Origin of the sequence: Campylobacter concisus (assembly GCF_003048775.2) — a bacterium.
Lineage (GTDB): Bacteria > Campylobacterota > Campylobacteria > Campylobacterales > Campylobacteraceae > Campylobacter_A > Campylobacter_A concisus_I.
Map to the genome: position 1 here is coordinate 297,275 of NZ_CP049272.1, position 24,868 is coordinate 322,142.

Genomic DNA, 24,868 nt, shown 5'->3' on the forward strand with positions numbered 1-24,868 from the left:
ATTGCCTGCTAAAAACTACTTATCTAAAAGGTCTTGTATGATCTTTGCCATCTCATCGATTGATGAAGCTGCGCTTAAGTTTATTAAGTATTTGCCACTTACTACAAAAGCTGGCACACCGCTGATACTTGCCACATCATAAGAGGCGAACCATGCGTCTAAAAGCTCTTTTGCTATTTCGCTATTTAGTGCTTTTTCGTAGTCGTCCTTGCTCACGTGAGCTGCTTTAAGGGCTAAATTTATAAATTTCTCTTTGTCTTTGCCATCACTAAAATCATCTTTTTCATCATGTCTTGCTTTATAGATCGCAAATTTTGCTTGCTTAAATTTTGACTCATCGCTTAGTAGATCAGTGCCATTTGCCTCATCTATCGATATAAGAGCGGCGAAAATTTTACTTGTTGTCTCGCCAAGCTTGCCTTTTGTGCTTAGGTGATATGGGATAAATTTAACCCCATCAAGCTTTGACATCAGCTTTCTTGTGATCGTTCGGTCAAATTTATAGCAGTGTGGGCAGTCGTAGCTAAAGACCTTAACTACCGAGTTTTTAGGCACATTAAGCGGTTTTGCTAGAGTTTGATACTCCACACCTTCAGTTAGTGCTGATAAATTTAGTGCAAAAAACGCACTTAAAATTAGCAATTTTATAAGCTTCATCTTTGCTCCTTATTTTGCTAGATCAGCTAGCACTTTTGCGGCGTGGTCTTTGGCTTTTACGCTTTTGTAAATTTTAGCTATCTTGCCGTCTTTGCCGATCACAAATGTGCTTCTTGCTATACCAAGATACTCTTTGCCGTAGTTTTTCTTAACTTGCCAAACACCATAAAGCTTTGAAATTTCTTTATCCTCGTCGCTTAATAGAATGTGCTTTAAATTTTGCTTTGCGATAAAGCCAACGTGAGACTTCACACTATCTGGGCTAACGCCGATGATAACTGTATCGTTTTTGATAAACTGATCGTAGTTTGCGCTAAATTCGCAAGCCTCAGTTGTGCAGCCTGGAGTGTTGTCCTTTGGGTAGAAGTAAAGCACTACATTTTTGCCCACAAAGTCTTTTAATGCGACCTTTACACCGTCTTGATTTAGTGCTTCAAACTCTGGCGCTTTATCGCCAACCTCAAGCGTTATCTTTCTTTCTAAGTCTGCTTTGCTAAATTCGCTCATTTCATCCCCTTTCTCTTATCTTCTACGCTTTCGCCACCTACGCCGATGTTGCTAGCATCGTGAGTTTCTATGAAAATCATAATCGCCTCTTTTTTCTTGCCAAGCACTCTTACAAGCGTCTCAGTCACCTCTTTAAAAACTTGATCTTTTTGCTCTTTTGTTGGCTCTGGGCCTGCTATTTTGATATTAACATAAGGCATTATTGCTCCTTTTTCAAGATGCAAAATATTAGCCAAAATGAGTGAAATTTCAGATTAAAGCCTTTATTTAAGAATTTGGCATTAAAATACAAAAACTTGTTACATAGGAGCGAAAAATGGACTACAACAAACATAACAAAGGCTTTGTTTGCTTTATGTACGGCTTTGGACGAAGCAGGGCAGTTTATGCTGTTTTGATGGTTTTAGTCATATTTTTGCTTGGTTTTTTGACATTTGGCTCAAGTGCTCAAACTGATATTTTAAATTTACAAATAGCCCTTGGTGTCATGCTTTGCGGGCTTTTACTCATCCTTCTAAATCCAAAAATTTTTATCATCAAGCTAATTGGCTATTTAATTTCGCTTGCTGGCGTTATGATCGCTCTTCACAATGCAAATTTACTAGGTGAAGGCTTTAGCTTATATTTTTACACAAGCCTAGTCTTTGGCGCATTTATGATGCTCATGCTTCTTAGCTGGTTTGTATATAATGCAAGAAGCAGCGAGATAAATGAAATTTAGTTCGCCACTCCCATAAGCACGCTTGTGTAGGTATTTTGTTTTGACTCTGAGCTTGTTGCATCGTTTATATTTATGCGGCCAGTCTCAAGCCCAGCTTTTATGAGTGCCTCTTTTACTGCATTTGCACGCTCATTTGCAAGCTCAACTAGCTTTTCCTTATCCACTTCGATAGCTTTTGTTGCCTCTTCTCTTAAGGCTTTATCGCTTTTGTCTTTAGCGTTTGGAACGAGAGAATTTAGCACGGTAATATAATCTTTGCCGCTTGAGGCGATTATTTGATTTATCTTTTGATCAAGCCTTTTTTCTTTAAAGTAGAGCACATCTATTTCGGAGTAAGTAGGCGTGATGCTAAGTTTCATCATAGGCTTTACAGTAGTTAATTTTATAAAATCAGCTATTTTTGGTGCTTCTGAGCTTATTAACTCGCTACTTCCAGCAAGAAAATCAATAGAGCTAAGATCCTTGCTGCCAAGTCCTAGAGCATTACCTAAAAATCTAAACGGAGCTAACGTAATGTCTGCAAAGAGTTTCTTAACAGCAGCCCAAATGACACCGCCATATTTAAAGTCAGGATCGTCTAAATTTCCTTCAACTGGCAGGTCGATATTTATTTGATTATTTTGATCGCTTAATATCGATATAGCAAGCGAAAGTGGCAAATTTACAGCATCTTTTGAATCAACCTTTTCTCCAAGTGTGAGTGTGTCAAAATTTATAAGATTTGAGCCGTTTAGTTTTGAATCAACAACGCTATAATTTAGATTTAAATTTAACTTACCTTTTTTTATTTTATAACCCAAAAATTGCCCACTATATGGCGTTATGTCGATTAGATCGATGTCTTTAAAATCAAGCTTAATATCGGTATTTTGCTTTAGCTCAAAAGGAAATAGTTTTGCTGTAATCTGAGAAAAACCGTTTTTACCAACTGTGCCTTTAAACTCGCCAGAACTTGGACGTTTTTTATCGATGTCAGTTAGCTTGCCATTTAGATTTGAAATTTTCGTAGCAAATGGCATAAATAGAGACGCATCTGAAAAATCAACCTCGCCGTTGTTAAGTGAGAAATTTTTAATGCTAAAATTTAGCTCGTCATCTTTTTTACTAGCTGCTTTTTTGCTCTCAGTTTTTTGCTCACTTTGGGCTTTATTTTTATCTTCTTTTACGATTTTGCTTAGGTTAAATTCGCGCTCTTTACTTAGATGAGCCTTGATAAATGGCGAATTTAGAGCAACTCCAGTAATTTCAAGATTATTTTTAAAAAGTGAAATTTTATCCACTTCTAAACTTTTAAATGCGATTAGCTTTTCTTTATTTTTATCATCTAATCTAATATCTTTTACGCTAAGCTTTGCATCCGCTTTTATATCTTTTGCATAGTGAAGCTGGGCATCTATACTCATCTCTCCACTTGAAAGGTCTGCCTCTAAAAATGGCTTTGCGTAGGCAAAATATTTTGGCAAATTTTTATCTTCAAGTTTGATTTTAGCAGTTATATCAAGTGGTTCAAGTTTGATCTTTGAGGTTAGGTCTAAATTTAGCTTTTGCGAGCTTTTCATATCCACTTTTGCGTCAAATGGCTTACTAAAATCGCTACTTAAATTTGCTATTTTTACAAACAAATTATCAAATTTATGAGCGATCTTCTCGCCTTCAAAAAGATGCGTCAAAGCGATATTGGCGTTATTTACATTGATATTTTTTATGTCAAATTTAAACTCACTCTCTTTGCTTTTTGAAGCTGATGTATTCTCTTTTTTAGTTTTAGTGCGATGATTGGCTGTTTTTGCTGGCTCTTGCTCACCAAGTCCAAGCTGGTTTATCGCGCTTAAGCTGCTACCATTTAACTCTGAGTTAAATTTTGGTCTATTTACATCGATATTCTCAGCACTCAAAGCCATATTTAAAATATCAAATTTGATCGTTTTTGTCAGCACATCAGCGATATCTAAAATTTCTTTATTTTTTGCCTTTAAATTTATGCCATTTATACTAAGCTCATCAAGAGTTGCAAGGCTTTTATTAGTATCTTGAGTGAAGCTAATGTTTGAGATTTTAGTCCCTGCCACATTTGCATTCGCATTTTTACTAAGCGGGGCATTGATACCTTCAAACGCTATTTTTTCAAGCGCTAGATTGGTTTTGTTATTTGCTAAATTTGCATTTAAATTTGAGGCATTTATATCTTTTAGATTTACTAAATTTTTACCAGTCTCGTCTATTTTTAGGGCATTTGCATTTATGCTATTTAGTGCAGCTGTCGCATTTAGCTCACTTTTTTCATTTAAATTTGCTAAAAGCGAAATATCGTTTAAATTTAGTGATTTTAAGCTTGCTGTTATTGCATTTTTAAATGATACATCGCTTAAATTTATGGCATTTGACTCTAATTTAGCATCTATCTTGTCTGCTATTTTACTCGATAAATCAAATTTTGGAAGCTCTAGCTCACCAAGGCTTAGTTCGTTTTTGCCCTCATCTATGTTTAGCGATTTTACATTTAAAAAGCTATCCTTTAAATTTATATTTGTAGCGTTCTCGTCGGCAATTAAAGCGTAATTTATTCCTAAATTTATGACCGCATTTTTAAGATTTAGTGTGTCGTTATCGATGAAGCTAATCGCGACTGGATCGATGCTAAAGTTCTTTATGCTGATATTGCCCTCGATTTTTAGGGGATTTAGCTTGATATCGCCATTTAGATCGATCTTGTGAGCTAGAGTCGAATTTGAGTCAAAGATGTGGCTGCCTGCGCTATTTTTCTTCGTATTTAGCGAGCTTAGCTCGTAGTTTATATCGTCAAAATTTACGTTAAATGGCTTTGTTAAATTTTGATCGCTATATGAAAATGAGCCTTTGATGATTTTTGCGTTATTTAGGGCAAAATTTATAGAGCTAGTGCTGTTATCTTCGGTAGTTGCGTTATCGTCGCTTATAAAATTGCTAAAGTTAAATTTTGAATTTTTATCTCTTAAAATTTTGACATTTGGCTCTTGAAGCCTAAAAATATCAACTTCAACTAATTTTTTAAAGATAGAAAATGGCTTTAGCTTGACATCGACTTGCTTTGTGCTAAAAAGCGGCAAAGTGGTGTTTAGCTCGGCATTTGTAGCGTTTAGCTCAAAAGTAAATGGGTTAAATTTAGCCTCTTTTACAAAAAGTGTTGCATTGTAGTCTTTTAGATACTTTGGAGCAACATTTTTGATAGCATAAGGAACACCAAAAAAGCCAAGAAGCGTATAAAAAAGCAAAAGTGAAACTAAACTTATGCCTGAAATTAGGGCTATTTTTTTATTTTTATTCATTTAAATTTTTACCTTGAAGTGATCTAAAATAAACTTTGATTTTACTTTAAATAAGGTTAAATTCTAGTTAGAAATTTCCAAATTTTTAGACGTTCAAATTTGCATTTTAGTTAATAATACTTTTATAAAATTCGTATTACCATTTCACAAATATTTCAATCAAAGGAGATAATTGTGAAGAGAATTTTATTCGTATTTTTCTTGTTGTTTGGCACCTATCTTTACGCAAATGAGAGTAAAGTCGTAGTCGCTATCGAGGAGCAAACACCTCGTATAAATCCACTTTACGACGAGGATCACGATCCTACGCTTTCGCTAGTTTTTTCTGGTCTTACGAGCCACGATGAGAACAGCAAACTTGTGCCAGAACTTGCCAAGTCTTGGCAGGTGAGTGATGATGGGCTGGAGTATGTTTTTGAGCTAAGAGATGATGCCTTTTGGCATGACGGGGTAAAATTTAGCTCAAAAGATGTGAAATTTACCATTGAAGCGGCTCAAGATAAGAAGCTAAATGCGCCTGCTATCTCAAATTATGAAATCGTAAAAAGCGTTGAAATTTTAGACGATTACAAAGTAAAGATTACGCTTAATGAGCCGTTTCCGCCATTTCTTGACGCGCTTAGCTTTGGCGTTTTGCCTGAGCACATTTTAAAAGGCAAAGATATCTCAACCGATAAATTTAACGAGGCTCCAGTAGGAACTGGCGCATACAAGCTTGTAAAATGGAAAAAAGATGAGAGCTTGGAATTTGTGGCAAATGAGAAATTCTATAAAGGTGAGCCAAAGATAAAAAGGGTATTTTTTAAAATTGTTGGTGATGAAAATTTAAGGCTCGTTGGGCTTAAAAGTGGTGAGATCGACGTCGCACTCATCTCTCCAACTGGTGTAAATTTCATAAAAGATGATAAAAAATTAAGCCTGCTTAAATTTAAAAGCGCGGATTATAGAGCTTTGATGTTTAACTTTAATGATCCTCTTTTTCAAGATAAAAATGTAAGAATCGCCCTAAACTACGCGGTAAATAAAGATGAGATAGTTAAAAATTTATTTCACGGATATGCAAGTGTGGCGAACAATCCTATAGAAAAAAGCTTTGCAAATGATGGCGAGTTTAAATTTAGCTACGATCCGCGAAAGGCTAGGGGGCTACTTGAAAATAGCGGCTTTAAGAAAAACAAGGCTGGCTTTTTTGAAAAAGACGGCAAGGAGCTTGGCTTTGATATCTACGCCTTTAATAACGACATCTTAAGGGTCAATCTAGCCAAAATTTTAAGCAGTGAGCTAAATAAATTTGGCGTAAGAGCCAAAGCCTACGCAAAGCCAAGAACAGCCTTTAGCATAAGCGAGGTTGATAGCTTTATCATCGGCTGGGGAAGTCCGTTTGATCCAGATTTTCACACGTATAGAATTTTTGGTGGATTTGCTGATGTGAGTGTGAATGAAAATGGCTGGAATTTTAACCACTACAAAGACGCAAATGTCGATCTTGCCCTAAAAAATGCAAGATATACAAAGGATGTGGAGCTTAGAAAAAAATACTACAAAGAATTTCTAAAAGCGCTTTTTGAAAATCCACCTTATATTTTCATAGCCTATCTTGACTATCCGCTCGTCTTTAACAATAAAATTTCAGGCATCAAGACGCAAATTTTAGGCCACCATGGAGCTGGATTTTTATGGAACATAAGAGAGTGGCAAGTAAAATAGTGGATAAAAACTTTGTTTAGAGCCATTTTAAAAACAGCGATCTCAAGCCTTGGATTGCTGTTTTTCATCTCATTTTTTCTATTTTTGCTCATATACTTTTTGCCAGGCAATGTCACTGACGCGATGTTTTTGCGAAGTGAAGCGCTAAGCGTTGCTATAAAAGAGCAAATTTTAGAAAATTTGGGGCTAAAAGATGGCTTTTTTGTGCAGTATTTTAGATGGCTGGCTCACTTTGTCATGGGGGATTTTGGCACCAGTTTTGTAAGCGGAGCAAGCGTTTTTTTACTCATTAAAGAGAGGCTTTTAAACTCGCTTATCTTATTTTTTGCTTCGTTTTTTCTGATAGTTTTTTTATCATTTTTCTTGGGGCTTTTAAGCGCCATTTATAAAAACAAATTTACCGATATCTTTATAAACTTTAGTTCCTTTTTACTGGCATCACTACCGCATTTTTACATCGCACTCGTGCTAATAGCGATCTTTAGCGTCTATCTAAACGTGCTGCCAAGCTCTGGCGCAAACGAGCTAGGATCTAGCGGGTTGGGAGCTAAATTTATCATCTTGCCAACTCTTGCCATCATCTTGCCACACCTTGGCGCAAACGTGAAATTTGTAAGAGACAGGCTAAATCAAAGCCTAAACGCTGACTTTATCCAAACGGCTCACGCTAGAGGTTTGGGGCGGGGCAAAATTTATCTCTTTGCCATAAAGCACGCAAGCACCGATATAGTCTATTATTTTGCCACACTTGTGGCTGGCGTTTTTGCTGGCTCATACGTCATTGAGAGCATTTTTTCATTTCCAGGCATAGGCAAACTTAGTCTTGATGCAGTGATCGCCAAAGACTATCCAGTCGCACTTGCGACCATTTTGCTAACGGCTGTTTTTGTCGTTTTTGCAAATTTACTGGCAAAAATTTTCGCTATCTTGGCAGATAAGAGAAATTTATGAGAAAAGTCATATTTTTTCTAGCCTGTTTTGTCTTTTTGTCACTTGTCATATTTGCCTTTGTGACGCCATTTTTCTCTAAATTTGAGCCAAATTTCACTGACTTTATGGCGGTAAATTTAGCCCCAAGTAGCGAGCATATCTTTGGCACTGACATCCTTGGTAGGGACAATCTCATAAGAGTAGCTTACGCGCTTAAAAACTCGCTTCTTATCTTGCTTCTTGCTGGCTTTTTAACGACGCTTTTTTCGCTCATCTACGCATATTTTGGCATGAGTAAGAGCAGAGTTTGTGAGAGTCTTTTTGATAAGGGACTTGATGCATTTTTAAGCATACCAAACATCGTTTTTATCATGCTTTTTAGCTCATTTAGTAGCGGAGATCTGCTTATCACCTCTTTTATAATCGCCATTTGCTCGTTTATGCAGGGCGCAAAAGTTTTTATGCAAAATTTAAGACTTAGTAAAAAGTGCGACTACGCCGAGCAGGCTGTGATAAATGGAGCTAGTAAATTTAGCCTTATCTGCTTTGAAATTTTGCCAAATTTAAAGCATTTAATAATTAGTATCTTTGGCATAAACGCGATAAACGCAGTCGTCATGGAGGCCACACTTGGCTTTTTTGGCGTGGGCAGCGACGCAAACAAGATAAGCCTTGGCATCATGCTAAATGAGAGCAAAGAGGCACTTTTTCTTGGCTCTTGGTGGATGGTGCTTTTCCCTGGTGTGATGCTCTTTTTGCTCATCCTTGCAACCTCGATCATCACATCAAATTCAAAAAACGGCAATATAAAAATATGATAGAGATTAAAAATTTAAATATTTTTTATAAGGATAAGAAGCTTTTGCGTGAGCTTGATTTTAGCATGAGCGAGGGTAAATTTATAGGTATCACAGGCGCTAGTGGCAGTGGCAAATCGCTCTTTGCAAAGAGCCTAATAAGGCTTTTTGATGATGGTTTTAGAGTGAGGGCGGATAAATTTAGCATTTATAAAAAAGATATCTTAAAACTTAGCCAAAATGAGCTAAAAGAGTACCGCAGAAAGGTCGTTGCGCTCGTTTTTCAAAACTCTGTTGCCAGCCTTCATCCGCTCTTAAATGTCGGCGATCACTTCAACGCCTATCTTGGCGGCGATAATAAATCAAATAAAGAGCTTGCATTTAGCTATTTTAGGGAGTTTGGGCTAGATAATGCTAATCTCATCTGGCACAAATACTCATACGAGCTAAGTGGCGGTGAGGCGAGCCGCGTGCAGATCGCTCTTGCGCTTTGCTTGAAGCCAAAAATTTTAGTCTGCGACGAGATAACAAGTGGGCTTGATAGCATTAGCGCTAGCCACGTAGCAGGTATCTTAGAGAGTCTAAAAGGCAAGATGAGCGTCATCTTTATCTCGCATGATGAGGCGCTAACGAACTATCTTAGTGATGAGATTTGGCAGATGAGAGATGGACGGCTAAGCTTAAAGGAAAATGCGTGAAAATCAGGCTTGAAAACATATCAAAAAGTTTAAGCTTTAAGGAGCATTTTAACGCTAGAGCTGAAGTGTTGCACCTTTTGGAGGGGATAAATTACGAGCTTGATGATGGCGAAAATCTAGCCATTTTGGGGCAAAGTGGTAGTGGCAAAAGCACGCTTGCAAAGCTTATATCATTTAGTGAGCCAAAAAGTGGGGGCAAAATTTACATAAACGATAAGGAGATCACGGATAAAAATGAGCTTAAAAAGGACATCAGATATATCTTGCAAAATCAAAAACAAGCCCTAAATCCAGCGCTAAAAGTAAAAACCGCGATCGCTCACGTGAGGTCATATCTTAAGCTTAGCTTTAGTGAAAATGAGCTTAAAGAGCTTTTGGCAAATTTAAATTTAAAAGATGAAATTTTAGAAAAATTCCCCTCTCAACTAAGTGGCGGTGAGGCGACAAGGGTCGGGATACTGCTAGCACTTCTTTCAAAGCCAAAAATCTTAATCTGTGACGAGATAACAAGCGGGCTTGATAACGAGACAAAGCAAAAGATCATAAATTTGCTTTTAAGCTTAGATGAAAAGATCAGCATTATTTTTATCACGCACGATATTTTAAGCGCGATGAAGATAGCACAAAAGGTGCTAATAATCGAGGCTGGCAAGCAGGTGGCTTTTGGTAAATTTGAGGATATTGCAAGCCAAAATGTCCTTAAAAAATACCTTGATGCTGCAAAAATTTATAAAAATAATCTTTGATATAATGCGAGCAAAAAAAGGTTAAATTTTGCTAGTTCACATCTGCTGCTCGGTCGATAGCCACTACTTTTTAGGGCGCTTACGAAAAGACTTCCCAAATGAACGAATAGTCGGCTATTTTTATGATCCAAACATACATCCATATAGCGAATTTTTACTGCGTTTTGAGGACGTGAAGCGAAGCTGCGAGAAGCTAGGCATCGAGCTAATGTGCGGCGAATACGACTATGAGGCGTGGCTTGGTGGCACAAAGGGGCTTGAAGATGAGCCAGAAAAGGGCAAAAGGTGCGAATATTGCTTTGATTTTCGTATGAAAGGCTCCGCTAAAAAGGCGCTTGAGCTGGGGCTAAATAAGATCACGACGACACTTTTAATGAGTCCAAAAAAGGACTTTTCTCAGCTTAAAAAGGCGCTTGATGAGGCGGTGGCTGGCTCAAATTTAGAGGCTGTTGCGGTTGATTATAGAAAAAATGGCGGCACGAGCGAACAGTTTATCCTCGCTAAAAAAGACAAACTCTATCACCAAAATTACTGCGGCTGTGTCTTTGCACTAAAAAAACAGCGCGACTCGCAAAATTTGCCCCAAAGTGAGCTAATGAGCGAGCTACACGCAAGGGCGCTTTATGGAAGCATTGAGGCTAGGCTTGAGCTTTATAAAAAGGTGCGCGAGTGCGAGGCGAGAGATGAGAAATTTCATCTTTTTAGAAGGCGATTTTTAAACTACAGGCTTTTACGTGCTAGTGTGAAATTTCAAAACGCTGTGATACCAAGCTACTTTGTGCTTTACTCTGGCTTTAAAAGAGAAAATTTGAAGCTAAATGTAGAAAATTCTTGTGAGCTGGACGATGAGCTAAAAGAGGGCGCGATTTTTATAAGTATTGATCGCTTTAATAAATTTACAAATAGTAAATTTAAAAGCGTTGATGAGCTTTGCAAAAGGCCGCTTGAGCTTGATAAGGAGCTGAAATTTCGCCGTGATATAAGCGGAGATTTTTCACAAAATCCTATCATCATCCTAGACGAGGTCAAAAAGGGTAGCTACGAAATTTACGCAAAGGCTGTTTTTTACAACGACAGCGAAGAAATTTTGGTTTTAGACTAAAAGGCGAGTTTATAAAATTTATCTTAAAGCGGTGAATTAAATTTTTGCTACATAAGGCGAAATTTAGAGATTTTTAAAAGAGGCTAATAATTTTTTTCTTAGTATAAATTTGTTACAATCGCCACAAATTTACATTACTAAGGCTAAAACGTGATAGACGTCGTAGAAATTCAAAAAATTCTCCCGCATAGATTCCCATTTTTACTTATAGATAGAGTTGTTGAGCTAGAGCCTGCAAAAAACATTGTCGCTTATAAAAATGTAACCATTGGTGAGCCGATATTTCAAGGACACTTCCCAGGTCACCCGATCTATCCTGGCGTAATGATCATTGAAGGTATGGCGCAAGCTGGCGGCGTGCTAGCTTTTAAAAGTATGAGCGACGAGCATCAAGCTGGTATCGAGAATAAAGTGGTCTATTTTATGAGCATAGACGGAGCGAAATTTCGCCATCCAGTCCGCCCTGGAGATAGACTAGAGTATAGATTAAATGTATTAAAACACAAGGGAAATATCTGGGTGCTTGAAGGCAAGGCATATGTAGATGACGCACTTTGCGCTGAGGCTGAGCTAAAAGCGATGATAGTCGATAAATAGGCTTTAAGAAAAAGAGAGACAATGAAAAATATCCACCAAACAGCAGTTATAGAAGATGGAGCGATCATTGGAGATGACGCAAATATCGAGGCTTATGCATTTGTAAGTAAAGATGCAGTCCTTGGCAACAACGTCACGATAAAGCAAGGCGCAAGGGTGCTTGGCAAGACTAAAATCGGCGATAACTCTCGTGTATTTAGCTACGCGATCGTGGGCGACATCCCGCAAGATATCAGCTATAAAGACGAGGTTGATACTGGCGTCATCATCGGCGAGCACGCAACTATACGTGAATTTTGCACGATAAACTCAGGCACGCACAAGGGCGATGGTATAACAAGGATCGGCGATAATGCTTTTATAATGGCATATTCTCACATTGCACACGACTGCATAATAGGCAACAACGTCATTTTGGCAAATAACGCAACCCTGGCAGGTCACGTCGAGCTTGGTGACTACGCTGTTGTGGGTGGTCTTACGCCTATTCATCAGTTTGTTAGAGTGGGTGAGAGCTGCATGATCGCAGGTGCAAGTGCACTAAGCCAAGATGTAGTGCCATTTTGCCTAGCTGAGGGCAATAGAGCATATATAAGAAGCTTAAATTTAGTCGGCATTAGACGTAGATTTGACAAAGAGCAGGTTGAAGAGCTTGTTCGTGCTTATAAATTTTTGTTTAATCAAGGCATTAGCCTAAAAGATCAAGCAAACGAGCTGATCGCTAAAACCAGCGACGAAAACGTAAAGAAAATGTGTAAATTTATATTAGAAACGACAAGAGGAATTCCGCTTGCAAAAGGAAGAGATTAATGGCTAGAAAGTGTAATTTTTGTGGAGAGGCAGAGTCTGCCGAGAGAAGATTACTCGCTGATATCGAAGGAAATGCCTATATATGCGAGTACTGCATAGCAGCCGCATACGATATGATACATGGAGATACTAGCGTAGAAGAGAGTAAAAATGACGAAACGATAGAGTATCAAAAGCTCACACCAAAGGAGTTAAAAGCGGTACTTGATAACTACGTGATCGGTCAAGACAGGGCTAAAAAGGTCTTTAGTGTCGGCGTATATAACCACTATAAGAGAATTTTTAAACAAAGCGACATCAAAGACGATACTGAAATTTCAAAATCAAACATCTTGCTTGTTGGTCCAACTGGAAGTGGTAAGACATTGATGGCTCAGACTTTGGCGAGATTTCTTGACGTGCCTATCGCGATTTGTGACGCGACAAGCCTAACTGAGGCTGGATATGTCGGCGAGGACGTTGAAAATATCCTTACAAGGCTCTTGCAAGCTGCAAATGGTGATGTTAAAAAGGCGGAGCAGGGGATTGTTTTTGTAGATGAGATCGATAAGATCGCTAGAATGAGCGAAAATAGAAGCATCACAAGAGACGTTTCAGGCGAAGGCGTGCAGCAAGCACTTTTAAAGATCATCGAAGGAAGCGTCGTAAACATCCCACCAAAAGGCGGCAGAAAACATCCAAACCAAGACTTCATCCAGATAGATACGACAAATATCTTATTTGTTTGCGGTGGTGCATTTGACGGACTTCTTGATATCATAGAAAGAAGAGTTGGAAAAAACGTACTTGGATTTAACCAAGAAAAACGTGGCAAAAATGAAAAAGAAAATTTACTAAGCCTGCTTGAGCCAGACGATCTAGTAAGATATGGCCTCATCCCAGAGCTTATTGGCAGACTTCACGTAGTAGCTACTTTGAACGAGATAACAAAAGAAGATATGGTTAAAATTTTAACCGAGCCAAAAAATGCGATACTAAAACAATATCAAAAGCTTTGTGCAATTGACGGTGCTACGCTTAAATTTGATGATGAGGCACTTGAAGAGATAGCAAGTCTAGCCATTGAGCGAAAGACCGGAGCCAGGGGACTTAGAAGTATAATGGAAGAGCTTATGACAGACATAATGTATGAGCTGCCAGAGTTAAAAGGGTATGATATTGTTATCTCAAAAGAGACTGTAAAAGATAAGGCAAAGCCAATTTTAATAAAGCACGATAAGAAAATAGCGTAAAGGAAATAGATGTTTTTAGATCAGGTTATAGGTTTTTTCTCAAGTGATATGGGCATAGATCTCGGTACGGCAAATACACTTGTTTTGGTAAAAGATAAAGGCATAATAATAAATGAACCTTCTGTTGTTGCAGTAAGGCGTGAGAAATATGGCAAACAAAAAATTTTAGCGGTCGGACATGCTGCAAAAGAGATGGTAGGAAAAACTCCAGGCGATATCGAGGCGATAAGGCCGATGAGAGATGGTGTTATTGCGGATTTTGATATGACTGAGCGTATGATACGCTATTTTATAGAAAAGACTCATAAAAGAAAAAGCTTTTTACGCCCAAGGATCATCATCTCAGTTCCTTATGGACTTACTCAGGTCGAAAGAAAAGCTGTTAGAGAAAGTGCTTTAAGTGCTGGAGCAAGAGAAGTATTTTTGATCGAAGAGCCTATGGCAGCAGCGATTGGCGCAAATTTACCAGTTCGTGAGCCACAAGGTAACCTAGTAGTTGATATCGGTGGTGGTACGACTGAGATAGGTGTTGTCTCGCTTGGTGGTCTAGTTATTTCAAAATCAATCCGCACAGCTGGCGATAAGATTGATATTAGTATTGTTAATTACATAAAAGAGAAATATAACTTACTAATAGGTGAGCGAACTGGCGAGGAGATAAAGATCGCCGTAGGTTCTGCTGTACAGCTTGAAAAAGAGCTGAGTGTAGTGGTAAAAGGACGCGACCAAGTAAGTGGTCTTTTAAGTAGAGTCGAGCTAACAAGCGAAGATGTAAGAGAGGCGATGAGAGAGCCACTAAAAGAGATCGCAGATGCGCTTAAAACCGTGCTTGAGATGATGCCACCTGATCTTGCGGGCGATATCGTGGAGACTGGTATCGTACTAACTGGTGGTGGAGCACTTATTAGAGGACTTGATAAATTTTTATCTGATATCGTTAAACTTCCAGTTTTTGTAGCAGATGAGCCACTCCTTGCGGTTGCTAGAGGAACGGGCAAGGCACTTGAAGAGATTGGGCTTTTACAACAGCTGACAAATGAAGAGTAAGATTGTTCTTTTTGTTTTTATAGCATTGCTTGCTATGGCCTCAGTTTTCAAGGGAGAAATTTTAAGTAATCTTTCTATTGGGCTTAGTAACTATGCTACAAATTCATACGACAATTTTGCTAAAAGCGTGAAAGACTATATAAACGAATATTTTAGGCAGGCTAGCGAGATAGAAAAACTAAGAGCGCAAAATGAAGAGCTAGAGCGCTCAGCCACGCTTCTTTCTACTTTTGCGAACGAGCTAAATCAAATTTTAAAAGATAAAAACTCGACTGCCTACGCCCCAGCTGTAAAGCTAGTAAAAGGGCTTAGCTACGTGCATATCGGGGATTATAATAAAATTTGGATAAGTGAGTTTGAAGGATACGACCCAAATAAAATTTATGGACTCATCTATCAAGGAAATAGCGCTGGCATCGTCATCGCAAAAGATGGCAAGCCACTAGCTTACTTGCAAAATGACCCAAAAAGTATATTTGCAGTCTATATAGGAAATGACAAAATTCCAGGCGTCGCGCATGGAAATCAAGGCCAAATAATGGTGAAATTTATCCCACAATGGCTCAGCCCAAAAGAGGGCGACGAGGTCTTTACGAGCGGGCTTGACGGGATATTTTTTAGTGGGGTGCCAGTAGGGCGCGTGAGTAAAATTTTAAAAGAGAGCTCCTATCAAAGCGTGATAGTTGAGCCCTATGCAAAGCTAAACATACCAAACTACCTATACGTTGTAACAAAGGAAAAATGATGCCAAAAAGAACAGATATAAATACCATTTTGCTAATAGGCTCAGGCCCTATCGTCATCGGTCAAGCCTGCGAATTTGACTACTCAGGCACGCAAGCAGCCAAGACGCTAAAAGAGCTTGGATACCGCGTAGTGCTCATAAATTCAAACCCAGCCACCATCATGACTGACCCAAATTTCGCCGACGCAACGTATATAGAGCCGATCACAAAAGATAGCATTTTAAAGATCATCGAAAAAGAAAATATTGACGCCATTTTGCCAACGATGGGCGGACAAGTAGCGCTAAATGCCGCTATGGAGGTCTTTGAGAGCGGTCTTTTAAAGGATGTGAAATTTCTTGGTGCAAACCCAGAAGCGATAAAAAAGGGCGAAGATAGACAAATTTTTAAAGCGACCATGCAAAAGATCGGCATGGACCTGCCTGAGAGTAGATATGCTTATAACATGGACGACGCGCTAAATGCGGCAAATGAGATAGGCTTCCCACTCATCATAAGAGCTAGCTACACGCTTGGTGGCGCAGGAAGTGGCGTGGCTTATAATATGGACGAATTTAAAGAGCTAGCCAACACTGGCCTTGACGCAAGTCCGATACATGAAATTTTGATAGAAGAGAGCTTGCTTGGCTGGAAAGAGTACGAGATGGAGGTCATCAGAGATAGAAATGACAACTGCATCATCGTCTGCTCGATCGAAAATTTCGACCCAATGGGCGTTCACACAGGCGATAGCATCACGGTTGCGCCAGCTTTAACGCTCACAGATAAAGAGTATCAGGCGATGCGTGATGCTAGCTTTGCCATACTTCGCGAGATAGGCGTTGATACTGGCGGTAGCAACGTGCAGTTTGCCATAGACCCAAAAACGGGCCGCATGATCGTTATCGAGATGAACCCACGCGTTAGCCGAAGCTCAGCACTAGCAAGTAAAGCTACTGGCTATCCTATCGCAAAGGTCGCGACACTGCTTGCAGTTGGTTTTAGTCTTGATGAGATCAAAAACGACATAACTGGCACGCCTGCTAGCTTTGAGCCGGTGATCGACTACATCGTGACAAAGATCCCACGTTTTACATTTGAGAAATTCCCAGGATCAAACCCATATCTAGGCACCGCTATGAAGTCAGTTGGTGAGGTAATGGCGATAGGTAGGACATTTAAAGAGAGTATCCAAAAGGCGCTTTGTAGCCTAGAGCGTGATCTTTGCGGATTTAACAGCCTTAGTTTAGAGAAAAACGCTTTGATTTATGGCATCAGAAATGCAAATGAGAGAAGAATTTTATATCTAGCACAAGCTTTTAGAGATGGATTTAGCGTGGCTGAGGTGCATGAATTTAGCAAGATCGATCCTTGGTTTTTGGAGCAAATTTATGAGATAGTTAAATTTGAAGATAAGATCGACATGGATATCTTAAATAATGAAGAGCTTTTGCGAGAGGCCAAAAGTATGGGCTTTTCAGACAAGATGATAGCTGTGCTTATAAATGAAAAAGACGATCTTGAGCTTAGTCAAAATGATATCTATTCTGCTAGGCAAAAGCTTGGCATCGAGCTTGAATACAACGAGGTCGATACTTGTGCGGGCGAGTTTAAGGCACTAACGCCATATCTTTACTCAACCACAAATATCACTAAATTCCCTAAAAAAGAGCTAGCAAAAGACGCTAAAAAGGTGATGATAATAGGTGGTGGTCCAAATAGGATCGGTCAGGGCATAGAGTTTGACTACTGTTGCGTGCACGCAAGCTACGCCCTAAGAGACCTTGGCATAAAAACGATAATGTATAACTGCAACCCAGAAACCGTCTCGACTGACTACGATACGAGTGATATTTTGTACTTTGAGCCGATTGATTTTGAGCACGTGAGATCAGTCATCGAGCGTGAAAAGCCAGACGGCGTGATCGTGCATTTCGGCGGCCAAACTCCGCTTAAATTTGCAAAACGCCTAAGCGTGATCGGCGCTAAGATCATCGGAACAACTGCAAGAGTGATTGATGTGGCCGAGGATAGAAAGAAATTTAGCGAATTTATAAATAAAATAGGCGTTCTTCAGCCTAAAAATGACACCGCCACTAGCCTAGAGGAAGCCTTACAAAAGGCCGCAACTATTGGCTATCCAGTGCTTGTTCGCCCAAGCTACGTTCTAGGCGGTAGGGCGATGAGAAGGGTGCACAACGAGAGCGAGCTAAAAGAGTATATGAGCGAGGCGGTGAAAGTTAGCAACCACTCGCCAGTGCTACTTGATAAATTTTTACAAGATGCAAAAGAGCTCGACGTAGACGCGATATGTGACGGCAAAGAGGTCTATATTGGCGCGATAATGGAGCACATCGAGGAGGCTGGAATTCACTCTGGCGACTCGGCTTGCATATTGCCACCGATGAGCTTAAGCGATGAGATGATAAAAAAAGTGGAGAAGCAAACCAGAGATATCGCGCTAAATTTAGGCGTTGTCGGCCTTATGAATATCCAGTTTGCTATCTATGAAAACGAGCTTTATATGATCGAGGTAAATCCTCGCGCAAGCAGAACTGTGCCGTTTGTGAGCAAAGCTACTGGCGTGCCTATGGCAAAGGTAGCTACAAGAGTTATGTGGCAGGGAAATTTACGTGAGGCGCTTAAATTTTATGATGATTACAAGGTTGTTTATGAAGATGGTGACATCTTAAAACCTCGCGTAAGTTCGCATATTTGTGTAAAAGAGTGTGTATTGCCATTTAACAAGCTAAGTGGCGCCGACCTCATCCTTGGCCCTGAGATGAAGAGTACGGGCGAGGTCATGGGCATAAGCCACGATTTTGCAAGCTCATTTGCAAAGAGCCAGATCGCTGCTAGCAACACTTTGCCAAGCAAAGGTAGGGTCTTTTTAACGCTAGCTGACGCTGATAAATCTTACGCACCAGACCTTGCAAAAGAGCTAATAGCGCTTGGCTTTAGCATCATCGCAACTGGTGGTACGCATAAAATTTTAAGCGAAGCTGGCGTTGAGGCTGAGTTTGTCTATAAGATAAGCGAAGGCAGGCCAAACGTCGAAGATAGGCTAAAAAACGGCGACATCGCGCTTGTTATAAATACAAGTGATACAAAATCAAGCGTGGATGATGGCAAAAAGATCCGCCAAAATGTGCTTAGATTTAAGATTCCTTACTTCACAACGATCCGTGCAGCACTAGCAGCTGCTAAGTCCCTAAGTGCGGTTCAAACTGGTAAAGCACTTGAAGTAAAAAGCTTGCAAGAGTATTTATCTAAAAAGTAATAAATTTAAGGCAGTTTAGCTTATAGCTAAACTGTTTTTTAAAGTATTGTTAGAAGCAATAGATGTTCATATATGGTATTTTGCTTTTAATTTTAGTTTAGCTTTCATCAATCTAGTAATATTAAAGCTTATGTTTAATATAATCTCACTCAAAAGGAGAGATTATGAAAATTTTAAATGCTTTTTTTACGGGTATTATATTTGTCCTTGCTCCTATTTTTACGCTATTTGTTGGAATTTACAACAACTACTTTTCTTACTATGGCATAAGCGAGTATTTTAATGTTATTTTTGTTGATAACGTACCTTTCTTATGGCTTTTGCCCGTATTTTTTATATTTGGGTATTGCTTTTTTTACGCGCCTTTTAGAAAAATTTTTAGAGCCTTTTATTTAGTTTTGCTGATAGTTTGTGCTTTTAGTTGGTATCCTGACTTTGGACGCACTTTAGGAGAAAATTATTTTATGAGCAAATCGCTATCTTTAGATATCTCATCAAATTTAGAAAATGAGCAAAAGACTGATGGAAAGATACTTTATGAAGGACGAAGAGAAATTTATTTTTTAAGAAGCGATAATAATAAAGTCGTTAAAATTTCAAAGTAAAGTTTTACCTTTATTTAGTTAAAATGGCATAAAAATTTAAAGGTTTAAAATGCGTTTAAAACTCCCACACGTTCCGTATATTTCACATAAAATAGCAATAGATCTTCTAAATTGTGGTTTCGTAAGACTAAATAAAGGTATTGAGCCTATCGTAGCAAAAACAAGTGAAATTTTAACAGTCGATATTCAAAAAGAAAGAGCTTTAGATGAGCGAGTAAATGAGCTTTTGGAAAAAAATGAAGACGAGATGCAAACTATGCAAATTGACCGCAAAAATATGTTTTGGCTCGTTAAAAAGAAGCTCGCAGGTGAATTCGATGTAATTTTAACCCACGAAGATAGATTTAGTAATATCGCTCACAAAGTGCTTGAAACTATTTGGAAGAGCGGTCTTGTTGATTATAATGTATCTGAAAATCGCGTAAAAAATGTGATTTATAACTCAATAGACGAGTACTTAAAAAGCTATGAGAAGATAGAAGATGATGTTTATGAAATGATACAAAATTATAAACATAAGCTAATCCCAGGAACTGATGAATATGATCTTGTCTTTGAGCGTTTGTATCAAGATGAGCTTAAAAAAAGAGGCATGCTTTAATGAAAGCTTACATTTATATTGAAAATGGTGTTTTTTTAGAAGCAAAAGCTTTTGGTGCTCATGGTGAGTGTGCAGGCGAGCTCGTTTTTAATACCTCGATGACTGGCTATGAAGAGATCATGAGCGATCCAAGCTATGCTGGTCAGTTTATCGTCTTTACTATGCCAGAAATAGGCATAGTGGGTATAAATGAAGACGATATGGAGAGCCTTAGAATTCATGCAAGTGGCGTTATAATGAGAAGCTACAATGAAATTCCATCAAACTACCGCTCGCAAAAATCTTTGGGAAAATTTTTCGAAGAGCAAGGTAAATTTGGCGTTTATGACGTTGATACTAGATATCTCACAAAGATGCTACGTGACGAGGGTGCGCTTATGGCCTATATCTCAACGCAGATAAGTGATAAAGATGAGCTAAAACGCAGGCTTGAAAGTAGCGGGCGTATTGAAAATATAAACTACGTGAAAACAGTTAGCGCGATGGACGAGTATGAGCACAAAAAAGGCGCTTGGGATAGAAATTTAAAGTCATATAAGCCGCTAAAAAGTATTGGTAAAAAGATAGCTGTTTTTGACTTTGGTGTAAAGAGAAATATCCTAAACGAGCTATGTGAAACTGGTCTTGAAGTCATCGTAGTGCCACACGACACTAAGGCTGAAATTTTGATAGAAAAATTTAAAAATGGCGAGATAAATGGGGTGTTTTTATCAAATGGTCCTGGTGAGCCAAAAAATTTAAAGGCTGAAATAGGCGAGATCAAAAAGATGATTGAGGCTAAGATACCTATATTTGGCATTTGCCTTGGACATCAGTTACTCTCAAACGCCTTTGGGTACGAGACATATAAGCTTAAATTTGGTCAGCACGGAGCAAATCACCCAGTGCTAAATTTAGAGACAAAAGCAATTGAGATAACAACACAAAATCACAACTACAACGTGCCAGAGAGCATCGCTGAAATAGCGGTTGTGACTCATAGAAATTTATTTGACAACACAATTGAGGGTGTGAGATACAAAGACTATCCGATCTTTTCAGTTCAGCACCACCCAGAAGCAAGTGGTGGTCCAAGTGAGAGTAAATATATATTTAAGCAGTTTTTAGAAATTTTATAAGATGCAAAATATAAACCTTTACATGATTATCTCAGTTGCATTTTTAAGTAGCTTTAGTCATTGTGTAGGTATGTGCAGCGGATTTTTGAGCTTACAGACTCTATTTTTTAAAGGCAAAAGCAAGAGAGAAATTTTAATGCTAAGCACACTTTATAGTCTAGCTAGAATTTTTGCTTATGTAGTTTTAGGAGCTTTGTTTGGCGCCTTTGGAGCTGTTATTAGCTTTAGTATGCAAGCAAGAGGTGTGATATTTTTTATAGTTGGCTTAGTGATCACGTTTATCGGCATTGCCTTGCTTCTTAGGGGCGAGCTTTTAAAATTTGTAGAGAATCAAAAGGCACTTAATTTTGTAGTAAGAATTGCAAAAACGAGGATTCAAAAGAGAAATTTAACAAATTTTTTATTACTTGGTTTTTTAAATGGCTTTTTACCTTGTGGTGTGGTTTATTATTTTTTGGCACTTGGGATTTTAAGTGCAAATTTTATTGATTCGGCTTTTATAATGCTTATATTTGGTCTTTGTACATTGCCAGCTATGCTTTTAGCTAGCTTTGTATTTGGGATTTTAAATGAAAAATTTAAAGATATAATGTTTAAGATTTCAGCTAGCATAATGATAATAAATGGAATTTATCTATCATTTTTAGGATATAGAGCAAATGCTTAAGATAGAAAAATAAGAGAAATAATTGTTAGTTGCGTCAAAATTTATGATGTTTGATAAATATAACCAAAAAGGAAGAATAAATGAGCAAGATTCTTAATAATCTAACTGTTCTTATCGTTGAAAATGAGGGAGATGGTAAAAAAATAGTACAAGAAGTTATGCGAGATAAATTCGAAAAAGTTATCACTGCTCAAAATGGAGATGAAGGACTTAAGAAATTTAAAAAATATAATCCAAATATGGTTATAACAGACGTTTTTATGCCTATAATGAATGGCCTTGATATGGCTAAATGCATTAAAGAAATTTCAAAAGATACACCTATTATAGTTTTTAGCACAAATAGTGAAAAAGAGACACTTCTAAAAGCGATAGATGTTGGTATTGATAAATACGTTTTAAAGCCGATTGACCTTGATGATTTTTTGGTTACTTTAGAAAATGTTGCCAAAAATAAGATAGAAACAGCAAATATTATTCAGGTTACAAATGGATATAGTTTTAATAAGATAAAACGTGTGCTTATCAGAGATGGTGTTGAAATTTCTCTTACAAAAAAAGAACTTGCTTTTATATCTTTGCTCATAAAAAGACTTGGTACGCTTGTGCTTCATGATGAAATAAAAAATGTTGTTTGGGTTGGCGAGAGTGTGACAGAGGCTGCTATTAGGACCTTTGTTAAACGTGTCAGGGATAAAGTCGGCAGTAATTTTATAAAAAATGTTCCTGGGCTTGGTTACAAAATAGATAGAAGACTCTCCTAGTAAAAGAGAATTTATATTAATTAAGTCTTTTTATAGTTTTTCTACTCTAAAATAACCGAAAATTAATATAAATTTAACTAGGAGGAAAATTTATGCGACCATCCCAGTTGCTACATTATGATTATAGTGTGGCAAAACTCTTTATGTTCTCCACGATATTTTTTGGTATTGTTGGCATGGCTATTGGTGTTTTGGTGGCTTTTCAGCTTGCCTGTCCTGATCTAAACTATATAGCTGGTGAGTATTCGGCATTTGGTAGATTGCGTCCTCTTCATACTAACGGTATCATTTTTGGTTTTATGCTCTCTGGTATATTTGCCACTTGGTATTACATAGGACAGCGTGTTCTAAAAGTATCAATGAGCGAATCTCCGTTTTTGATGTTCATTGGTAAGCTTCATTTTTGGCTTTATATACTTGTTATGATTCTAGCTGTTGTGACACTTTTTATGGGTGAGAGTACATCTAAGGAGTACGCCGAGCTTGAGTGGCCACTAGATATTGCAGTAGTAGTAGTCTGGGTGCTTTGGGGTGTTAGTATATTTGGACTTATTGGTATACGCCGTGAGAAGACACTTTACATCTCAGTTTGGTATTACATTGCTACATTTCTTGGCGTTGCTATGCTTTATCTATTTAATAACATGGAAATTCCAACAAGACTAGTTAGTGGATATGGCTCATGGCTACACTCAGTTTCGATGTATGCTGGCTCAAATGATGCCTTGGTTCAGTGGTGGTACGGTCACAACGCAGTTGCGTTTGTATTTACAGTAGCGATCATCGCCCAAATTTATTATTTCTTGCCAAAAGAGAGCGGACAGCCAATATTTTCTTATAAGCTTTCGTTATTTTCATTCTGGGGCCTTATGTTTATCTATCTTTGGGCTGGCGGTCACCACCTAATATATACTGCTGTGCCTGATTGGATGCAGACTATGGGTTCGGTTTTTTCTATTGTTTTGATTTTACCTTCTTGGGGTTCAGCTATTAATATGCTTCTTACAATGAAAGGCGAATGGACACAACTTCGCGAGAGTCCGCTTATTAAATTTATGATTCTAGCTTCAACTTTTTATATGTTTTCAACTCTTGAAGGCCCTATCTTAGCTATTAAATCTGTAAATGCACTAGCTCACTATACTGACTGGGTGCCAGGACACGTACATGATGGCGCACTTGGCTGGGTTGGTTTTATGACTATGGCAGCACTTTATCACATGACGCCACGTGTCTTTAAGCGCGAAATTTATTCAAAATCCTTAATGGAAGCTCAATTTTGGATACAAACAACAGGTATCGTTTTATACTTTGCTTCGATGTGGATCGCCGGTATCACACAAGGTATGATGTGGAGAGCGACTGACAGCTATGGAAATTTACTCTACTCATTTATTGATACTGTTGTAGTGCTTATACCTTATTATTACATTAGAGCTATTGGCGGACTTTTGTATTTGATTGGCTTTTTGATGTTTGCTTACAATATCTACAAATCAACTTCTGCTAAAGCTATTTTGGCAGAGCCAAAAAGTGCAACGCCTATGGGCGGTACTAAAGCCAATGCGGAGGTGATGTGATGTTTGCTTGGTTAGAAAAAAATCCATTCTTTTTTGCAGTTTGCGTATTTATCGTCATAGCTTACGCTGGCGTGGTAGAAATTTTACCTGATTTTGCAAATAGAGCTAGACCACTTGAGGGTACAAAGCCTTATACAGTTTTAGAGCTTGCTGGAAAAAATATATATATACAAAATGGTTGCAATACTTGTCACTCACAGATGATACGCCCGTTTAAAGCTGAGACTGATAGATATGGCATGTACTCGTTAAGCGGCGAATTTGCTTATGATCGTCCGCATCTTTGGGGTTCAAAAAGAACTGGTCCAGATCTTATGCGTGTGGGTAATTATAGAACGACAGATTGGCATGAAAATCACATGCTAAATCCAGCCTCTGTAGTGCCAGGTTCGATCATGCCAGCATATCCATTTTTATTTAAGAAAAATGCTGATATCGAGACTGCTTACGCTGAAGCACTAACTGTTAAAAAGGTCTTTAACACGCCTTATGATGAGAAAGATATGCCAGCTCTTGGTACTTTTGAGCAAGCAAATGCTAACGTGAAAGAGCAGGCTGCAAGTATCGTTGAAAATATGAAAGATGAGCAGGTTAAACAAGCTTTTGAAAAAGGTGAAATTCGCCAGATCGTAGCACTTATCGCCTATCTAAATAGTCTAAAATAGGAGTTAG

General features: G+C 38.3%; 24 protein-coding genes. 20 read left to right on the forward strand and 4 right to left on the reverse strand.

The features are described from left to right. Positions 1-15: 15 nt before the first annotated feature. The 3 genes from CVT17_RS01460 to CVT17_RS01470 are packed head-to-tail and all read right to left on the reverse strand — an operon-like array spanning position 16 to position 1,364. The gene (locus CVT17_RS01460) at positions 16-657 is read right to left on the reverse strand and encodes a thiol:disulfide interchange protein DsbA/DsbL (protein ID WP_107858440.1); all 642 of its coding nucleotides are present in this window, start codon (positions 655-657) and stop codon (positions 16-18) included. A gap of 9 nt (positions 658-666) precedes the next feature. Beyond that, positions 667-1,164, reverse strand: a complete 498-nt coding sequence (gene bcp, locus CVT17_RS01465; RefSeq protein WP_107769788.1) for a thioredoxin-dependent thiol peroxidase — start codon at positions 1,162-1,164, stop codon at positions 667-669. Further along, positions 1,161-1,364 carry a tautomerase family protein gene (locus CVT17_RS01470; RefSeq protein ID WP_107769787.1) on the reverse strand — a complete coding sequence of 68 codons (204 nt, stop codon included), beginning with the start codon at positions 1,362-1,364 and terminating at the stop codon, positions 1,161-1,163. Before CVT17_RS01470 ends, bcp begins: the two co-directional genes overlap by 4 nt. Before the next feature lie 116 nt (positions 1,365-1,480). On the opposite strand from CVT17_RS01470, the gene CVT17_RS01475 reads away from it, so the two are divergent. Continuing rightward, positions 1,481-1,885 carry a hypothetical protein gene (locus tag CVT17_RS01475; protein WP_107858441.1) on the forward strand — a complete coding sequence of 135 codons (405 nt, stop codon included), beginning with the start codon at positions 1,481-1,483 and terminating at the stop codon, positions 1,883-1,885. Here the strand turns inward: CVT17_RS01475 and CVT17_RS01480 are convergent. Then, on the reverse strand, positions 1,882-5,190 hold the full coding sequence (locus CVT17_RS01480; protein ID WP_107858442.1) for a DUF748 domain-containing protein: 3,309 nt from the start codon (positions 5,188-5,190) through the stop codon (positions 1,882-1,884). The two genes, CVT17_RS01475 and CVT17_RS01480, sit on opposite strands and share 4 nt — an antisense overlap. 171 nt (positions 5,191-5,361) lie before the next feature. On the opposite strand from CVT17_RS01480, the gene CVT17_RS01485 reads away from it, so the two are divergent. The 19 genes from CVT17_RS01485 to ccoO all read left to right on the forward strand — a co-directional run bounded on the left by CVT17_RS01485 (position 5,362) and on the right by ccoO (position 24,861). Next, positions 5,362-6,897: an ABC transporter substrate-binding protein gene (locus CVT17_RS01485; protein ID WP_431188777.1), complete on the forward strand. Its 1,536-nt coding sequence runs from the start codon at positions 5,362-5,364 to the stop codon at positions 6,895-6,897. A 12-nt stretch (positions 6,898-6,909) separates the two neighbouring features. Continuing rightward, positions 6,910-7,848: an ABC transporter permease gene (locus CVT17_RS01490; protein WP_107858444.1), complete on the forward strand. Its 939-nt coding sequence runs from the start codon at positions 6,910-6,912 to the stop codon at positions 7,846-7,848. Continuing rightward, positions 7,845-8,645 (forward strand): ABC transporter permease, encoded by an 801-nt coding sequence (locus CVT17_RS01495; RefSeq protein ID WP_107769782.1) that lies wholly within the window; start codon positions 7,845-7,847, stop codon positions 8,643-8,645. Before CVT17_RS01490 ends, CVT17_RS01495 begins: the two co-directional genes overlap by 4 nt. Continuing rightward, complete coding sequence (locus CVT17_RS01500; protein WP_107769781.1) at positions 8,642-9,322, forward strand: ATP-binding cassette domain-containing protein; 681 nt, start codon at positions 8,642-8,644, stop codon at positions 9,320-9,322. Before CVT17_RS01495 ends, CVT17_RS01500 begins: the two co-directional genes overlap by 4 nt. Continuing rightward, positions 9,319-10,068 carry an ATP-binding cassette domain-containing protein gene (locus tag CVT17_RS01505; protein ID WP_107858445.1) on the forward strand — a complete coding sequence of 250 codons (750 nt, stop codon included), beginning with the start codon at positions 9,319-9,321 and terminating at the stop codon, positions 10,066-10,068. Before CVT17_RS01500 ends, CVT17_RS01505 begins: the two co-directional genes overlap by 4 nt. A gap of 28 nt (positions 10,069-10,096) precedes the next feature. Continuing rightward, the gene (locus CVT17_RS01510; RefSeq protein WP_107858446.1) at positions 10,097-11,170 is read left to right on the forward strand and encodes an epoxyqueuosine reductase QueH; all 1,074 of its coding nucleotides are present in this window, start codon (positions 10,097-10,099) and stop codon (positions 11,168-11,170) included. A gap of 150 nt (positions 11,171-11,320) precedes the next feature. Beyond that, on the forward strand, positions 11,321-11,767 hold the full coding sequence (fabZ, locus tag CVT17_RS01515; protein WP_021091063.1) for a 3-hydroxyacyl-ACP dehydratase FabZ: 447 nt from the start codon (positions 11,321-11,323) through the stop codon (positions 11,765-11,767). Between the two features lie 21 nt (positions 11,768-11,788). Beyond that, entirely contained in the window at positions 11,789-12,577 is a 789-nt protein-coding gene (gene lpxA / locus CVT17_RS01520) for an acyl-ACP--UDP-N-acetylglucosamine O-acyltransferase (protein ID WP_107858447.1), read from the forward strand. Beyond that, the gene (clpX, locus tag CVT17_RS01525; protein WP_107858448.1) at positions 12,577-13,809 is read left to right on the forward strand and encodes an ATP-dependent Clp protease ATP-binding subunit ClpX; all 1,233 of its coding nucleotides are present in this window, start codon (positions 12,577-12,579) and stop codon (positions 13,807-13,809) included. Before lpxA ends, clpX begins: the two co-directional genes overlap by 1 nt. Positions 13,810-13,818: 9 nt before the next feature. Beyond that, complete coding sequence (locus CVT17_RS01530) at positions 13,819-14,856, forward strand: rod shape-determining protein (protein WP_021090637.1); 1,038 nt, start codon at positions 13,819-13,821, stop codon at positions 14,854-14,856. Further along, positions 14,846-15,601 carry a rod shape-determining protein MreC gene (gene mreC / locus CVT17_RS01535; RefSeq protein ID WP_103600250.1) on the forward strand — a complete coding sequence of 252 codons (756 nt, stop codon included), beginning with the start codon at positions 14,846-14,848 and terminating at the stop codon, positions 15,599-15,601. Before CVT17_RS01530 ends, mreC begins: the two co-directional genes overlap by 11 nt. Next, positions 15,601-18,861: a carbamoyl-phosphate synthase large subunit gene (gene carB / locus CVT17_RS01540; protein WP_107858449.1), complete on the forward strand. Its 3,261-nt coding sequence runs from the start codon at positions 15,601-15,603 to the stop codon at positions 18,859-18,861. The genes mreC and carB overlap by 1 nt, the downstream gene beginning before the upstream one ends. Before the next feature lie 164 nt (positions 18,862-19,025). Next, the gene (locus CVT17_RS01545; RefSeq protein ID WP_021090558.1) at positions 19,026-19,466 is read left to right on the forward strand and encodes a hypothetical protein; all 441 of its coding nucleotides are present in this window, start codon (positions 19,026-19,028) and stop codon (positions 19,464-19,466) included. A gap of 49 nt (positions 19,467-19,515) precedes the next feature. Continuing rightward, on the forward strand, positions 19,516-20,067 hold the full coding sequence (locus CVT17_RS01550) for a DUF507 family protein (RefSeq protein WP_087578297.1): 552 nt from the start codon (positions 19,516-19,518) through the stop codon (positions 20,065-20,067). Beyond that, the gene (gene carA, locus CVT17_RS01555; RefSeq protein ID WP_107698244.1) at positions 20,067-21,185 is read left to right on the forward strand and encodes a glutamine-hydrolyzing carbamoyl-phosphate synthase small subunit; all 1,119 of its coding nucleotides are present in this window, start codon (positions 20,067-20,069) and stop codon (positions 21,183-21,185) included. The genes CVT17_RS01550 and carA overlap by 1 nt, the downstream gene beginning before the upstream one ends. A 1-nt stretch (position 21,186) precedes the next feature. Then, entirely contained in the window at positions 21,187-21,852 is a 666-nt protein-coding gene (locus tag CVT17_RS01560) for a sulfite exporter TauE/SafE family protein (protein WP_230853305.1), read from the forward strand. Positions 21,853-21,932: 80 nt separating this feature from the next. Further along, entirely contained in the window at positions 21,933-22,616 is a 684-nt protein-coding gene (locus CVT17_RS01565; RefSeq protein WP_084041627.1) for a response regulator transcription factor, read from the forward strand. A gap of 92 nt (positions 22,617-22,708) precedes the next feature. Next, the gene (gene ccoN / locus CVT17_RS01570; protein WP_072593933.1) at positions 22,709-24,196 is read left to right on the forward strand and encodes a cytochrome-c oxidase, cbb3-type subunit I; all 1,488 of its coding nucleotides are present in this window, start codon (positions 22,709-22,711) and stop codon (positions 24,194-24,196) included. Then, positions 24,196-24,861, forward strand: coding sequence for a cytochrome-c oxidase, cbb3-type subunit II (gene ccoO / locus CVT17_RS01575; protein WP_107769777.1), 666 nt, complete (start codon positions 24,196-24,198; stop codon positions 24,859-24,861). The genes ccoN and ccoO overlap by 1 nt, the downstream gene beginning before the upstream one ends. Positions 24,862-24,868 lie beyond the last annotated feature (7 nt).